The organism is Acetobacteraceae bacterium, assembly GCA_004843165.1.
Lineage (GTDB): Bacteria > Pseudomonadota > Alphaproteobacteria > Acetobacterales > Acetobacteraceae.
In genome coordinates, this window is record CP039459.1 from 1525124 (window position 1) to 1541524 (window position 16401).

The window sequence follows — 16401 nt, forward strand, 5'->3', positions numbered from 1 at the left end:
CCTGAATGCTAAGATCAGGCATTAAAGCACAAAATAAATTAGTCTAAATTCACTTTTCCCCTTTCGTAAAGAGATAGAAGATCATGAGCGATTCAAAACAAATGGAAATTGCCATTATTGGTGCAGGTTTGCTTTTCCCTGCAAAAATTGAATCTCTTTCCGATCTTTGGAATTTTATGATGCAACGGGGGAATGCCGCTGTTGATATTCCGCCGGATCGCTGGTCAAACAAGCGTTTTTATTCTCCAGCCCCTCAAACGGCTGGTAAAACAACAATGGCGCAGGGCAATTTTATTCTCCATGATGCCAAAGCCTTTGATTGCGCTATTTTTGGTCTCTCTCCCAGAGAGGCAAGCTTGCTTGATCCGTTACAGCGCAATATTTTGCTGGCGGCATGGCGGGCGATAGAGGATGCAAAATTAGCGCCAAGACAGATCAAAGGTACAAAAACCGGCGTTTATGTCGGCGCCTTTTTAGATGATTTTCTCGTCTATGCCGGACGTTCTGAAATGCGTGTCCAAATTCAGGATCATTATGCGGCAGTTTGTAGTACTGCCGGGATGGTTTCCGCACGTTTAGGGCATGTATTCAATCTTCTTGGCCCGGCAATGAGTGTGGATACAGCCTGTTCTTCCTCTATGACGGCGATTGTTCGGGCGTGCGAGGATCTTTCGCTGGGAAATTGTGAAATGGCTTTGGCCGGCGGTTCAAGCTATATGATGATACCTGAACCGTCTATCACAATGAGTAAATCTGGATTCCTTGCAAAAGACGGACGCTCTAAGAGTTTTTCTGACAAAGCAGACGGCTATGGCAGAGGAGAAGGCGCCGGGATTCTCCTCTTAAAACCTTTGGCAAAAGCTTTGGAGGATAAAGATCCCATCCGAGCCGTCATTTCGGCAGGGGCATTGAATCAGGATGGACGCACTTCGGCCGTTCCGGTGCCTTCTCGCAAAGCGCAATCGCTTTTAATGAAAAGTCTTTTAGAAAAGGCTGGGGTTCATCCCGATGAAATTTCTGCGGTAGAGGCGCATGGCGCAGGAACACCTGTCGGCGATCCGATTGAGGCCGCCGCTATTTCAGGGGCGATCGCAGAAAATCGTTCTGAGAATTTACCGGCGCTTCCTATCGGCTCCATCAAGGCCAATATCGGCCATTTAGAAGCGAGTGCCGGTGTTGCCGGTGTGATGCGGGCCATGCTGTGTCTTGAAAATAAAACACTTCCGCCTTGGCCATGCGAGGGGAAGCCAGCCGCATTCCTTTCTGCAAATGATTTATATCTGCCCGTAAAGGGCATGAAACTCTCTTCTGTAAAGAAAGGCAGTCCGCATTATATTTTAGCGAATTCTTTTGGGTATGGCGGGGCAAATGCCGCTGTTTTGATGCGTTCCTTTCAGAAGAAAGAGCTGCCGGGAAAAAGGCGGAAACACAAGAATGACCGCCCTGAAAGTTTCTTTATACTCAGTGCGGCGAGCGGCTTGGCGCTTAAGCATCTGGCCAAAGAATATGCTGATTTTATAGAGAATTTTCTTCAGGAAAATCCTGATTCTTCAGAAAAACAGGCGTATTTTTGGCAGGAATTATGTGAAAATCTCTTGGTGCAGAGAGATTTGCTAACGCATCGTTTGGTTCTGTGCAGAGAAAATCGGCCGCTGGATGAAATGGTGGCGGCGCTTTCTGATTTCGCAAAGACAGAAGAGGCATTTAAACCTTCCTGCGGTAAATATCAGGGGGAGATTTCCGATAGTATTTCTTTGGAAAATATCTTTCTTTTATGTGCTGATTCACCTGCCATTGCCTTGCGAGAAGGGGCTGTTTTCCTATTAGATTTGCCTGCTCGGACGGTTAAGCTGGCGCACAAGCTTTTTGCGGCAAGGCAACTTCAGTTTCCAGATTTAGATTTAAAAGCTGAAATTTTTTCAGAATTGCGGGAGGCTGGAAAATTTCAGGCACTTTCGCCTTTTGTCAGTGCCTTGCTCCAAATTTCAGCAGGAGAATATTTGCAGTCTTTGGGCTTGAAAGTGAGCGCTTCGATTGTTGAAATGCAGAAAAGTTCGCAGATTGCACGCACAATTGCGCTTTATTTTAATCAGAAACTTACGCCCAAAACGGCACTTGCCGCTTTATGTGACGGACAGGCGTTAAAGGAAATTTCTCTGCCTTCGCCGCCGGCGGCGTCGCTGGCATTGTTGTTGGGAAATGCTGGCGGACAGCATTCAGCGACAATCTTAAAACGTAAATTTCCGCTTGAGACAGCCTTAAAGGATGCCGCCGCTTCTCTATTGGCCGATGGGGCTGGTATGATTTTGCCGTCAGCAGGAGGACGAAATCTTGTCTTGCCCATTTATCCGATGGGACTGGAATTTCTTTCCGGGCCGGAGCGTTTAACCGCACGAAAAGACCGGATAGATTTAACGGTACATCCTTTGCTTGGAACGCTACAGGAAGGGGTAGAAAAAAGCTGGAAAGCAGACTTAACCACGGGCTTTTTACCTTGGCTGCCGGATCATGCCATGCGGCGTAAAACTGGACAGGCCTCGGATTGGCTCTTTCCATTTGCGGCTTTTGTCGAGGCCGGTTTAGCAGCGCATAAAAATATGACGTCGGAATCTGCTTGCGTTTTAGAAAATATGACCTTGAAAATGCCGTTATTTCCGGCAAGAGATCTCACAACGCTTGTTTTTTGGCATTTTTATTCGGAAAACAGGCAGCTTAAATTGACGAGCTTGACCCCTTCAAGCTTAGGCGTAGAAAATCCTTTTCTCTCTCACGGTTCCGTTACGATTGCAAAATCAGCGCCTTGGTGTGTTGAGGCGCAGGAAATTGAAGCGGACACGCCGCTACCAGAGATGGAAGAGGTGGAAATTTCCACTTTTTATCAAAATTTCCGCCGTTTTGGGATTTATTATGGCCCTGCTTTTCGCTCTGTAAAAAATTTAAAAATTTCAGGACGTAAGGCCGGGGATATTGCCATTGGCGAGATTGTTTTGCCTGAAAATGCGATTGAAAAGGATGAGGATCGTTATCTTCTTCATCCTGTTTTGCTGGATGGTGCTTTTCAAATGGCGGCGGCTTTGATGCCGGAGGCCTCGGAAACGTCTTACGCACCTTCGGCGATGACGCATTTTATTTGGCATGGCCGGAAAACGGAGACACCGCTACGGCAGATGCGTGCGAAAATGATTTTAAAATCATTGTCTGAAAATGAGCTTCTTTTAGATGGGGTTCTTTATGATTTCGAAGGCCATATTCTAGGTGAAATACGGGGGCTGGAATGTGTTGCGCTTGCCAAGAAAAAACAGATTTCTCTGTTAGAGGCAAAATGGGAATCTTTGCCGCCTCTCTCGCTTTTGGCAGAGCAGCAGGCATTATTTATTTTCGGCCAGCCGGATGAGGTAGCGCAGAATGCGTTGGAGAGGCTTCAGGAAAATGGCCGTCTGATTTCACATTTTTCTGCTTTACCGGAGTTTGAAAAATCTTTTCAGGCAGAAAAAAAACCTGAAAAGCTGATTTATTTTCCCAGTCTGAAAATTTCCCAAAATCCCATCACTGAAATTTCACATTTATTGCAGGAGATACAGTCGCTTTTGAAGGCAATTCCTTTAGAGGAAAAATTTGCTTTTTGTATTGCAGGGCAAGGGGCTTTTGCCGGTCTTGAGAATGTTTCTTTTGAAAAGCGTGCTTTATGGCTTGCACCGCTGGTTGGATTTATACGTTCGGCACGTGTTGAATATCCATCCGTTTCTTTTAAAATTATTTTTTTCCAAGATAAGGGAATTTCACTCGAAAAGGCACTGGCGGCGGAATTGGTCGCTGACTCCCCAACAGAGACGGAGATTTTCTTAGAGGATCGTGGGCGGTACGGACTTCGGGCAAATCCTGTTAAACCGCTTTCACTGCTTCACGCTAAAACGGAAAATCCTCTGGCGCTTAAAGACCATTCTCAGAATGCCTTGGTACTCATAAGGGATTTTGAAGGCAGAAAATTCACGCAGGGGCTAGGATGGGAAACACAAATTCTACCTAAGCTTTCCGAAGGGCAGGTAAGGGTTAAAACCATTGCGGCCGGATTGAATTTTAAAGATTTTTTGAATGTTATGGGGCTTGTGCCCGAATTTGTTCTTAAAAATACCCATACAGCAGGGATTTTAGGACTGGAAGCATTGGTAGAGATTGAGGCCTGTCCTCCGGAAGAGACGGAGCTGAAAAAAGGCGATTTGTGCCTTTCCTTTGTCTCAGGGGCTTTTACCTCTCGGCGTTTGCTCCAGATTGATAAAACGCTTTTATTTCCTATTCCCAAAGGGGTAAGAGAAGAGTTTCCGCTTTCCATGATTAAAGCCTTGGCAGGTTTTTCGGTTGCGGCGGCGACAGCGTGGGCCTGTTTGGTGCGTTTAGCAAATTTAGAGCAGGGGGAAAGTATTTTAATTCATTCCGCTGCTGGGGGTGTCGGTCAAATGGCACTGCAAATTGCACAGCTTAAAGGCGCTAGAATTTTTGCAACCGCCGGGAGTGAGGAACGCCGGGAATGGCTCCGGCGGCAAAAAAATGTCGAGGCCGTTTTTGATAGTCGGACTTTAGCTTTTTATGACGGCATTAAGACGGCGACAGGCGGCAGAGGTGTCGATGTGGTTTTGAATGTCTTGTCAGGTGAGGCATTACAGGCAACCTTAAAATTAATGGCGCCTTTCGGTCGTTTTGTTGAAATCGGTAAGCGGGATATTATTGAGGGTGGCTCCCTTAACTTGACGCCTTTTAATGAAAATCTTGCTTTTTTCTCTTATGATTTAGATCGCATGTTGCATGCTCGTCCTGAAATATTTCGACAGGATTGCCGGAAAATTTATGGGCTCATTTTAGAACGGAAAATTATTCCGCCACAATCCACTTTTTTTCCGATGAACAGAGCACAGGAGGCTTTTCGGCATTTTGCAAGCAACGCGCATTCCGGCAGAATTATTTTAGATTTTTGTCCGGAAAATGTGGATGAGGAAAAGATTCCTCTTGCCGTACGGGAAAATCCTAAAAATAGTTTTTTTGCTGATCTGGAAGCGGCTCATCTCATTACGGGGGGAACCGGTGGTTTCGGAATGGAAACATTGCGGTGGCTTTTGAAAAATGGCGCACGCAGCCTTCATGTTGTCGCACGGAAAGACCCTTCAGAACGTCAGGCATGGCAAGATCTTCTCGCAGAAGCGCAGAAACAGAAAGCAGAAGTGATTTTTCATGCCGCAGATTTTTCAAATGAAGAGGACATTCAGAAAATTCTTTTGAAAATGACCCAAAAAAGAAAGCTTGGGGCGATTTTTCATGCGGCAGGATATTTGAAGGATGGCCCATTGGTAGAACTATCCTTGAAAGATATGGCAGATGTTTTACAGCCGAAAATAAGCGGAGCACTTTCAATTTGGAATGTTTGTGAAAAGCTCGGCATCCAGCCAAGCCATTTTATGCTTTATTCTTCGCTTGCCGGTTTTACAGGAAATTTTGGTCAGGCAGCTTATGGGGCGGCAAACGTCTTTTTAGATGTTTTTGCAGGGTTTTTAAGGGAAAAAGGTGTAAATGCTTTTTCCATTGGATGGGGGGCGATTGCGCAGGGCGGCATGATGAAGCGAGGCAATGCGTCAGCCATTTTCCGTCAGTCAGGGATTGGACTGCTCAAGGCAGAAAAAGCTTTGGAATCTATGGCGGTCTTCATGCAGGCAAAAAAATCATGGGGTGCTGTCGCGATTGTGGATTGGCCGCTTTTCTTTAAAACCCTTTCAGAATTGGGAAAGGAAGCTCGTTTCTCGCTTTTGAATGAAAAAGAGGAGATAGACAGCGATAAGGTTCTCTTATCTTTGCCACCTGCGGAACGGCGAACTTTTGCGCTACGGGTTATTTTGGAAGAAATTTCAGCAATTTTGCAACTTGAAACAGGCGGAGTGACCGCAAGAACCCCCTTGGAATCTTTAGGACTGGATTCTTTGGCAGGGATGGAGCTTCAGGTTGCCGTGCAAAAAAGGTTAGGTGTCGAAGTGCCGGTCTCCATTTTAGCGACAGCAAGAACACCGGACGCTTTGGCGGGTAAAATTGCTGCTCTTACACTAGAAACTTCTCAAAATCTTCCGGCTGAGGCGGTGTCATAATGTCTTTTTCTGCAAACCATTTGACGGATTTACAGCTTGCCGATCTTCCTGTGGTCATTCGCCCTTATGGCAAGGATAAACAACGCACAGCGTTGGATTGGAAAACAGGCTGGCTGGATCAGATCTTAGGGATGCGGGCACTCTTGCATCCTGAAGATTCCGGTTTTCATTTTCTGGATAAAACAGGGAAAATTGAAAGAACGCTTTCTGTTCAGACTTTGGATCTGGAGGCAAAAAAAGCCGCTGGAATGATTGCCAATTATGTTAAGGCCGGAAGTCGCATTGTCCTTTTAGGGGGAAATAATCCCGAATTTTTCATCAGTTTTTTTGGCATTATTTATGCAGGCTGTATTCCCGTTTCCGGTGTTTCCCCTGCTTTGTCGGGAGCCGTTCGGCATCTGAAACATATTTTAAAGGATTCGCAGCCGGAAGCCGTCATTGGTTTAAAAGAGGATTTGTCAGGATTTTCCCCTTTTTGCTCAGACTTTGGAGGGAAATGGCTGGCCATTGATGACAGAGAGGATTTCGCTCCTTTTTTTAAACCTTTGAGGGAAAGTCGGCAGGCGGCAGCTTTCATTCAATATACTTCTGGAACAGAGGGAAAGCCACGAGGTGTTCCGGTTAGCCATGAGGGGATTTCCATCAATTTGCACCGTCAGGCTGAGGAGGTACTTTCTGTACCGACAGGGGCAGGCTTAACTTGGCTGCCTTTTACGCATGATATGGGGTTGATTATGGGGCTTTTTTTCGGCCTAGCCTCAGGAAACGAGGGCTATATTCAACAGCCGGAACATTTTATTCAAAATCCAGCAGGGTGGCTTGAGGCGATCAGCTCTTATGCTATTCGAAGCGCCGCCGGGCCCGTTTTTGCTTATGATTTAGCGGTTGAGGCTTTGGAGGGAAGGGCGGATCATTTAGATCTTTCCTGTTGGCAGGTTGCCTGTGTTGGTTCAGGCCCCCTTCATGCGTTGTCTTTACAAAAATTTATAGAGGTTTTTCAGGAGAATGGCTTTTTAGCTTCCACTTTTCGGACAGGCTATGGCATGGCAGAAACAACTTTGATGATTAGCTCGGAAATGGGGCTGAAAGTTAAGAATTTCCTACGTTCTGAGATGGCCAAAGGATCTGCCGTACCCGCACGTGCAGAAGATAAGGAGAGTGAAATAACTTCCTTGGTGAGTTGTGGAAAAATTTTGCCAGATCATGCGTTGCGTTTACGTAATCCCGCAACGGATCAATGGTTGGAAGAGGGAAAAATCGGCGATATTTGGGTCACCGGTCCGTGCGTTGCAAAATCTTATATCGGTACTTTTGAGCGTGAGGGGAATTCTAAGACCCAGCGTCCGATGCTTTTTGAACAGGATCAAGCGGGAGAAATATGGTTTCGGACAGGCGATTCAGGGTTTCTGCTTGAAGGCGAGCTTTTTGTGATTGGACGAGTCGAAGATGCGGTGATACAAGAGGGAAAAATTTTTGATCCCTATGATCTGGCGGAGGAAGTTCGTTACGCCGTTCGTTCTTTCCAAGCTGAAAATAGGCAAAGCAGTAGAATAGAAGCAATTGTTATTTATCAAGAGGCAGGAAATCTTCATGTTTTGATTGAAGTTGCTGCTGCCTTAAAAGAGGAACGACAAGCCGCTCTGGCTGCCTCTCGTCGTTTGTTTGAAATTTGCGGTACACGCTCTATCAAAGTTTTTTTTCTTCCTAAAGGCGGATTAGCCCGGACGCCAAATGGAAAATTGAGATTTAAAGCCAGCGCCGAAAAGATCCGTTTAGGTGATTTCAGGACGTATGGGGAATATATGTTCGGTGCAAGAGATTTGAAAACGACAGAATATGAGGAGCTGGAATGGCTGATTCCGTAGCACTTTCCAACGATAAAGCAGATAAAAATGTCTCTTTAGAGCAGAAGCAAGAAAGTCAAGAAGGTACACCTTCAGAAAAATCATTGAAGAAAAACCTGGCAATGGAGATTCCAATGCCAGGGCCGCCTTCGCCTATGGCTGAAAAGGAAAAACAGTCTACAAGCTCTTCTGCCCCGATGCAGCTTGCGATGGAAGGCGTAAAAAACATCCGTTTTGATTTTAATGACGGATGTCGTGTAGATGTACCTAGCGGTAAAAAATGGCGTGTTCAGTTTCAGGATGCAAGTACGGATACGGTTTTATTTGACCAGTGGCTTGAAGATGGCGGACGTGTTCAAAGTGCAAAACGCTATTATGTTCCTTTTCTGATTACCGTTTGGGAAGAAAATAATGCGGAACCTGTTTTCCGGCATAAGTGCGAATTATATGGTAAAAATGTTACCATTCATATGGAGCTTGGCGGTCTGGGAGACCATCTCGCATGGGTAGGGCAGGCGATCGCTTTCGGCCGTAAGCACGGCGCAAAATTAACCTGTGTTGTTCGTCCCGATATGGTCGCACTTTTAGCGCCTGCCAATCCCGATATCCATTTTGTCACCATTAAGGACGTACCTGCCGATCCATATGCAACGTATAAGGTTTTGGTTTTCTTTGACGATCATGATCGAAATTGGCAGCCTTTGGATTATCGTCAGGCAGGTTTGGGGCGGATGGGGGCGTATATGCTTGGCTTAACCCCTGAAAACCGCCGGCCTGACATTGAGATTGAAGAAACAGCGCCGATTTCAGATCCTTACGTTGTTATTGCCGTTCAGGGATCTGGTTTTGGGAAAATGTGGAACAATCCTTATGGCTGGCGTCAGGTGATTACTTTCCTTAAATCCTTAGGTTATCGTGTGATTTGTATTGATCAGTCACGTGTGACAGGGGTGAATACAGTTTGGACACATATTCCACACGGGGTGGAGGATGAAACAGGCAGTCGTCCTTTAAAAGAGCGGGCAAGATGGCTGAAATATGCCGATTTCTTTATCGGCCTTTCTTCTGGATTGTCATGGCTTGCATGGGCGGCGCAGACAAAAGTAATTATGGTCGGCGGTTTTACCGAGGATTATAATGAATTTGAAACCCCTTGGCGGATCATTAATCGCCATGTTTGTCATGGATGTGCCAATGATTTGGCAATTCGACTGGATTTAAAAGATTATTTCTTTTGCCCACGTCATAAAAATACAAACCGTGCTTTTGAGTGTAGCCGTTTAATTTCGGGGACACAGGTCGTTAAAGCCTGTGAATCTTTGATTTTAGACTTGTCAGCGGAAAAAAGAGCACGTTTAAAACTTTCTTCAGAGATTCCTTCTCTTGAAAAAAAGCCTCAAAAGGAAAAATCGACAGCGGTTAAGGTACAGCGGAAATCTTTGAAGAAGGCCACAACAAGCCGTACTCCCAGAGAAAAAGGGAAGTCAAAATGACTTTAGAACATCAGATATCCTCCCCTTCCGCATCCGGGGAGAAAAAATCCGCTTTAAAAGATATTTTGCATGATATCGAAACCTTAGCACCTGTTGAAAATCAGCCTGAAAAGCAGGAAACAGCGACAAAAGAGGTGCTCCGTAAAGATTCGTTTCCAGCCCCTGCTCAGAACCTGACGCAAGAGGGAGAGCACGGCATACGCTATGATTTTAATATAGGGGCAAGAATTTATGTTCCGCAGGGGAAGTGGATTATCCGTGTTAGAGATTTAGATACGGCAAGTCTTTTGCATGAATTTCATGCGGAAGACGTCACTTTTGTTGCACGTAAAAAATACTGGATGAACTTACGTCTTGAAGTCATCAATCAGGAAACAGGATTGACGTGGTCTCATGCATGGAACGGCAAAGGTAAAAAAATTGCCATTATTTTACCGGGGGGAACCTTAGGGGATTCAATTGCATGGTTTACCTATGCTGCACGTTTTGCAGATGTACATAAATGTAAACTGACTCTTGTTGTCGCGGAGCATATTCGAGATCTTTTCGCAAAGCGCTATCCGCAGATTTCTTTCATCACAAGAGAGGAATTCTCTGAGGAAATCAGGGAGAAATTATATGCGACTTATTACATGGGGCTTTATTTTAAGGACGAAACGAATGAGTTCCAGCCTGATGATTTCCGGATGTTGGGCCTTCATCGAACGGCAGGCGCCTTGCTGGGGGTTGATCTGACCGAAGAGGCACCAAAGCCGGTTATTGAAGAGCCTGATGAGCGGCCTATTCCCGATCCCTATGTTGTAATCGCCGCACAGGGGTCAAGTGCGTGTAAATTATGGAATAACCCTTTGGGGTGGCATGATGTAATTACGTATCTTAAAACGCTGGGTTATCGTGTGATTTGCATTGATAAAGAGGCTGTGACAGGAAATGGCATTCATTGGAATCATATTCCACATGGCGCTGAAGATGAAACAGGGAACCGTCCGCTAGCAGAGCGGGCACGCTGGATAAAATATGCGGATTTCTTTATCGGTCTGTCTTCTGGGCTTTCTTGGCTGGCATGGACGGTAAATGCCAAGATTATTATGATCTCAGGTTTTACCCATCCAAGAAATGAATTTTATACGCCGTGGCGCATCTTTTCTGCCAATGGCTGTAATTCCTGCTGGCATGATGTCAGAGTGCCTTTTGAACATACAAATTACCTTTTCTGTCCACGTCAGAAAGACACACCACGGCAATTTGAGTGCACCCGTATTATTACATCAGAATATGTAAAGGAAACGATTGATCGTTTAATGAAAGAATCGAATCTTGTTGCGCCGAAAGATCGAAAAACACGTAAGAAAAAATAAAGAATGCCCCAAAATGCTTTAAAATGTATTTTTTCTCATTTTAGGGCTAGACGTTCTCGCTAATTTTTTCTAAAGAATAACTCGTGCTGGTGGATGTAGCTCAGTTGGTAGAGCGCCGGTTTGTGGTACCGGTGGTCGCGGGTTCAAGTCCCGTCATTCACCCCACTCCTTCCTTTTAGGAAAATTGATTCTCTGTCTTTTTAGGCAGAGTTTTTTTTGCCAATTTTCCGCATTTAAAGCGGTTGGTGAAAAGCCAAGAATTTCTTCCATTTCTGTAAAAGAAAAATCTTTATCTTCTGTTAGGCGGCGAATGGCTTCTGGCGAAGGGATGTAGGCTGTGAGTTTAGGAAAAAATTTCGTTATTTTGCGAAATGTGAAGCTAAAGAAAAGAAGGCAGGGTAAAGGCAGGGGCAAAATAAAGCGTCTGGAGAGATTTTGTGCCTTTGAGAGCAGGTGAATAAGATCTTGATAAGAAAATGCCTGAGCACCTGTAATAATGAGAGAGCAAGGCGAAGTTTCTACTCGCAATAGTAATAATTTAGCCGCTTCGGCCAATGCTTTGCCAACATCGTCATAATGGATGGGCTGAACAAGATATTTACCTGATTTGGGTAGGGGAAGGATTTTGAATTTCTTGATAATCTTCCCAAGTTTTGAAATATTTTGATTATTCTCATCGCCGAAAATCATTGTTGGGTGAAGGAAAAAAGCAGGGCGTTTATCTGCAAAAAGAAGTTTTTCGGCGGTTAAAACTTCAAAAGCATAGGCATCGGGCCATTTTGTAAATTTTCGTGTTGAACCAAGAGCAACAAGTGGGCAATGGCTTAATTGTAAGATTTTGGGCAGAAATTTTGCTGGTGGTGTAAAAATAATCAGGTCAAATTCTTTGAAGATTTCTTTTGAATGAATATCTGCAATTTCACCGCTTTTTATTTCCCTGCATAATTGTCGGAGATGGGACGGTATTTTTTGTGGTGTACGGCTCCATCCTGTGAAAATGGCATTAGGGATGCTTTGAGAAAGATGTATTAAGGCGCTTTGAGCACACGCCCCGCTTAGTCCAAAGATAAGAATATGGGGCGCTTGCTGTTGCATCCGATAATGTCTCGTTTCAGAGAGGATTGATTGTTGCCTCTTTTAAGGGAAGTTCTGCTAAAGCCTCTTTCGCAGGAAGGTTATTCCATTCCCAAAAATTGGAAAGATTAAAGGTTGTCTTTAAGCTTCTTTTTTGGGGAGAGGACATCCAGTCAACGATATTTTCAAGATCTGGGTGATCGGCTGAATGGTCGTGGAAAATTTCAAGCATTTGCTTATAAGAAAGCGTATCCGTTTCTTTTAAACTCTGCCAAGCGGCACAGAGCAACACCGGAAGCTCCCTGCCAGCAAAAAGAAGGGAAAGATTGCTTATTTGAAGATTATTTTCCCAGGCAAGTCTTTGCTCGCCACCTTGGAAAAGCGTTTTCGTAATTGGCGGGTAGCGGAGTGCAAAAGAGCCTTTGATTTGGTTTTGCTTATCAATATTGACATTAAGGGTTAATTTGGAGACCCAGCGTGCAGGTATATTTACTGTTGGTTCATTGGGAACCGATAGAGAGGAAATTTTGATTGAGGGGCCATGTGTGTTGAAAGAGGCCGTGAGTTCATCAGGGAGCTTCGGCCAATTATTGAGATTTGCCTCAATGCCTGAAAAATCAAAATAAGATTTCAGAGCCCAACGCTCATTCATCGAGCTGAGACGTCTTTCTCCTGTGATTTTAGGAATATAAAATCTTTTTTCCGGAATGGTTTTAGCTTGAAGATGGCCTTTAAGACCGATCAAGGTCATGCCGTAAGGGGCTGTATTAAAAAACTTTTCGGGATCATCCCAGAACTGACGTGCGGCAATAATCTCATCACGTCCAGGACGTTGAAGGAGATTACCCCCCTCATGGATTTCGCCCTCATCAAGAGAAAGGGTTAGTTTGCGAATTTCATCTTCGGGATTTCGAAGATTTTTATTGAGAAGATTATATAAAATATCAATTTCTAAATTGTGGAGAGAGGCGATAGGATGCGCCCCTGTGCCATAGCCTTCGATATTGATATTTGCCACAGAAAGAGAGGGGATGAGAACACCGTCTTTTTGAATAAGGGAATGGATTTCCTCTGAATGTGGTGATTCTGAAAGAGGAGAGGCAACGCTGTGTGTGCGTTGTGCTGGCTGTGTTGGCGTAAGCAATGATGCCGTCTTAAAACGTTTTTCAATTTTGACATTTTCAAATTGAACACGTCCGAAACGAATATTGCTTAGATCAGGCGTATGGTTGGAAAGGCGATGGAAAAAGGAGGAGACAATTTTTTTGTTTTCCGGAATGCTCGGCGAAAAGCCTTTATTTTCCTCAAGCGTATTTTCGTCAAAAATAAGTTCATCCCATTTCTTAATTTTGGAAGAGGAGGGGACGATTTCAAAATTGCGAAGGATTCCCTTACGTGAGGAAAAAATATTTTCATCAGAAATGATCCTAGCGTGATCCATCGTAAAGCTGGAAAATTTAAGAATATTTTCTTCAATATGCGGATGGCCAAGGCACAGATTTTTAAAAAAGAATTGTGTTGTTCCAATGTGAAAGGAGGCATCGCGGATATTCATGCCTTGAATCGTAATTGCAGGACTTACAGAAGTATATTTAAAGTCGATTTCAGGCGGAATATTTTTGAGAAAGTCGTTAATGTCACTTCTGCTGGCATCATTTATTTTATGTAACATCTCTGCGCCGGCAATCACACTTGCGATTGTTAGGGTGATAAGGGTAAGCCATCCCTGCCGCATATCACAGAAACTCCTTAGTCAAAAACAAATGAGAACATAAATGACTTTAGACTATATATGAAAAATAAAATTTTTCCTAAAAAACAAAAATAACGAATCCTTTTAAAGTCAAAGAAAAAGCCGTTTTGGCTTTGTAGATACATGAAAAAAGACGTAAAAATATTGCGGTATTATAATACCAAATAGTAAAAAATAGCTGATTTCAGCGGTTTTTAGTGTTTTAAAAATGTAAAAATAAGCTTGACGGAAACCTTTAAAATAGGAGATAAGACTATCCTAATATAGAGCAGGGATCGTTCTCGTATGAGGATTGAAAAACCTGATTTTATTTGTTCAGCGATGGGGCACATCGTTAAAGCTTGCGGCGGATGGAACTTTCATCCTTCTGAGAGGCAAGAAGCGGTTTAAGACTGCATGCCACGAAACAGAGTTATTATTTTAAGGCATTTTCTCAAAAATCTTCTGAATGGCCGAGGGCTTATTTTAGAAATTACTTTTGAGATATAGCTCAACGCGGAAAGACAATATGTCACTTACGAAATCAACACCGGTTTTAAAGCCGGCAGAAGTAAAGCGCAAATGGGTTCTGATTGATGCGCGCGATTTGGTGCTAGGACGTTTGGCCAGCATCGTTGCCAACAGACTTCGGGGCAAACATCTTCCTCAGTTCACACCGCATGTCGATTGTGGTGATGCTGTTGTTATCATCAACGCAAAGCATGTCGGTTTGACAGGCAGAAAACGTTCCCAGAAAGTTTTCCACTATCACACAGGCTATCCTGGCGGAATTAAAGAAAGAAGTGTTGCACAGCGTTTGGAAGGCCACAATCCAGATCATCTGGTTCGTAAGGCTGTTGAACGTATGATTACACGTGGACCACTTCAGCGTGCGCAAATGCGTCATCTTTTCATCTATCCAGAAGATACGCATCCGCATGAAGCACAAAATCCAGAACAGCTGGATGTTGCTGCCTTGAATTCCAAAAATACTGTAAATCGTAAGGCTTAAGAATAGCGTATGTCAGAAACAACAATTACAAAAGATGCCGCTTCTGGGCTTGAGTCTCTTGCGGCTTTAAAAGACGGTCAGGAAGCTGCCCCAGTTCAGCCAAAACGTGATGAGCAAGGTCGTTCTTACGGCACAGGTCGTCGTAAAGGCGCTGTCGCACGTGTTTGGATTAAACCGGGTAAAGGTGAATATAGCATCAACGGAAAATCCGCTGAGAAATATTTTGCACGTCCAGTTTTGCGCATGATTATTGCACAGCCATTCATCGTTGCAGGCCGTCACAATGAATTTGACGTTTATTGCACCGTTGCAGGTGGTGGGCTTTCTGGTCAGGCTGGCGCATTGCGTCATGGCCTTTCCCGCGCTTTGGTTAATTATGAACCAGAATTGCGTAAGCCTCTTAAAGCAGCCGGCTTCCTAACACGTGATAGCCGTGTTGTTGAACGTAAGAAATATGGTCGCGCAAAAGCACGTCGTTCTTTCCAGTTCTCAAAACGCTGATTTCTTTGTGTCGAACGACACAGGTTTTTCAGAATTCAATCAATGTCAGCGGGGAATTCCTCGCTGGCATTTTTTGTATCTATATTCCTAGCGTTTAAAGGAGAAAAATCTTAAAGTGGGTGAGAGCCATAGAAGTTATTTACTTTAAAAATATTTTGTAAAGCGGAGATATTCTTAATGACAACAGAAAAATCGAAAACGCCTGTAAAATTTGGCGCAAGCTTTACACCCCATATGGTTTGCTCACGTTATGAGGAGGGGAAAGGCTGGACATCACCTGAGATCACCGATGCAAAAACTTTTTCTCTCATGCCGGCAGCGGCTGTTTTCCATTATGGCCAGGCAATCTTTGAGGGATTGAAGGCCAGACGTAATCCTCAGGGAGAGGTCACATTATTCAGAGCGGAGCAGAATGCTGCCCGCCTGCGTAAATCTGCACGTCGTTTGGTTATGCCTGAAATTTCCGATGAAATGTTTTTGAATGCATTGCGTCTCCTTCTTGAAAAAGACGGTCATCTAACCCCAGAAGCTTCTGGTAGCGGTCTTTATCTTCGTCCTTATATGTTTGCCGAAGAGGCTTTTCTAGGGGTTCGGCCTGCCGATAGCTATATTTTCGCAATTATTGCCTCTCCGATGGCGGCTTATTTTTCGGATGATAATGGTTTTTTAAAATTATGGATTGCAGATTCTGCACGTGCAGCGCCCGGTGGAACAGGGGATGTGAAGGCCGCAGGCAACTACGCCTCTAGTTTCACAGCACAGTTGGAAGCTAAAAAGCATCATTGCCATCAATCTCTTTTTCTTGATGCCAAAGAAAAGAAATATATTGAAGAGGCCGGAGCGATGAATGTGATGTTTGTCAAAAAAGACGGTTCTATTGTGACACCGCCTTTAAATGGTTCTATTCTGCCGGGGATTACACGGGATAGCATTTTGACGCTTGGCCGTGACCTTGGATTTGAGATGAAAGAAGAGCCGCTTGCGATTGATGATGTTTTTGCGGCTGGGCATAGCGGTGAAATTGTAGAGGCCTTTTCCTCTGGGACGGCCGTTGGCATTCTTCCAATTGGCGAACTTGTCCGAAAGGGAGCAGATGGTCAGATTGAAACGGTTCATTTTAAAGGCGCAGATCAGTCTTTTCCGGTTGCAACCCGTCTAAGTAAGGCTTTGCTAGATCTTCAGGAAGGAAAAGCCGAAGATAAGCATGGATGGGTAAAAACCTATGTTTAAAAGCATCTTTAGAATTATGGGAAAATAACATT

At 44.3% G+C, this 16401-nt stretch carries 9 protein-coding genes and 1 tRNA gene; 8 read left to right on the forward strand and 2 right to left on the reverse strand.

Translation table 11 applies throughout. The features are described 5' to 3' along the window. Positions 1 to 83 precede the first annotated feature (83 nt). The 5 genes from FAI41_07330 (at position 84) to FAI41_07350 (ending at position 10985) form a co-directional block, all read left to right on the forward strand. Positions 84 to 6125 (forward strand): SDR family NAD(P)-dependent oxidoreductase, encoded by a 6042-nt coding sequence (locus tag FAI41_07330; protein ID QCE33404.1) that lies wholly within the window; start codon positions 84 to 86, stop codon positions 6123 to 6125. Next, the gene (locus tag FAI41_07335) at positions 6125 to 7990 is read left to right on the forward strand and encodes a fatty acyl-AMP ligase (GenBank protein ID QCE33405.1); all 1866 of its coding nucleotides are present in this window, start codon (positions 6125 to 6127) and stop codon (positions 7988 to 7990) included. The genes FAI41_07330 and FAI41_07335 overlap by 1 nt, the downstream gene beginning before the upstream one ends. A gap of 176 nt (positions 7991 to 8166) precedes the next feature. Further along, entirely contained in the window at positions 8167 to 9462 is a 1296-nt protein-coding gene (locus FAI41_07340) for an autotransporter strand-loop-strand O-heptosyltransferase (GenBank protein ID QCE33825.1), read from the forward strand. Continuing rightward, entirely contained in the window at positions 9459 to 10820 is a 1362-nt protein-coding gene (locus tag FAI41_07345) for an autotransporter strand-loop-strand O-heptosyltransferase (protein QCE33406.1), read from the forward strand. The genes FAI41_07340 and FAI41_07345 overlap by 4 nt, the downstream gene beginning before the upstream one ends. Before the next feature lie 89 nt (positions 10821 to 10909). Continuing rightward, positions 10910 to 10985 (forward strand) — tRNA-His (locus FAI41_07350). Here FAI41_07350 and FAI41_07355 read toward each other — a convergent pair. Together FAI41_07355 and FAI41_07360 are read right to left on the reverse strand one after the other, a co-directional pair. Next, positions 10974 to 11915: a hypothetical protein gene (locus tag FAI41_07355; GenBank protein QCE33407.1), complete on the reverse strand. Its 942-nt coding sequence runs from the start codon at positions 11913 to 11915 to the stop codon at positions 10974 to 10976. The genes FAI41_07350 and FAI41_07355 overlap by 12 nt on opposite strands. A gap of 16 nt (positions 11916 to 11931) precedes the next feature. Then, positions 11932 to 13629, reverse strand: coding sequence for a hypothetical protein (locus tag FAI41_07360; GenBank protein ID QCE33408.1), 1698 nt, complete (start codon positions 13627 to 13629; stop codon positions 11932 to 11934). Positions 13630 to 14155: 526 nt separating this feature from the next. On the opposite strand from FAI41_07360, the gene rplM reads away from it, so the two are divergent. The 3 genes from rplM (at position 14156) to FAI41_07375 (ending at position 16369) form a co-directional block, all read left to right on the forward strand. After that, positions 14156 to 14638: a 50S ribosomal protein L13 gene (gene rplM / locus FAI41_07365; protein ID QCE33409.1), complete on the forward strand. Its 483-nt coding sequence runs from the start codon at positions 14156 to 14158 to the stop codon at positions 14636 to 14638. Between the two features lie 9 nt (positions 14639 to 14647). Further along, positions 14648 to 15139, forward strand: coding sequence for a 30S ribosomal protein S9 (gene rpsI / locus FAI41_07370; protein QCE33410.1), 492 nt, complete (start codon positions 14648 to 14650; stop codon positions 15137 to 15139). 177 nt (positions 15140 to 15316) lie between these two features. Beyond that, complete coding sequence (locus FAI41_07375; protein ID QCE33411.1) at positions 15317 to 16369, forward strand: branched-chain amino acid aminotransferase; 1053 nt, start codon at positions 15317 to 15319, stop codon at positions 16367 to 16369. Positions 16370 to 16401 lie beyond the last annotated feature (32 nt).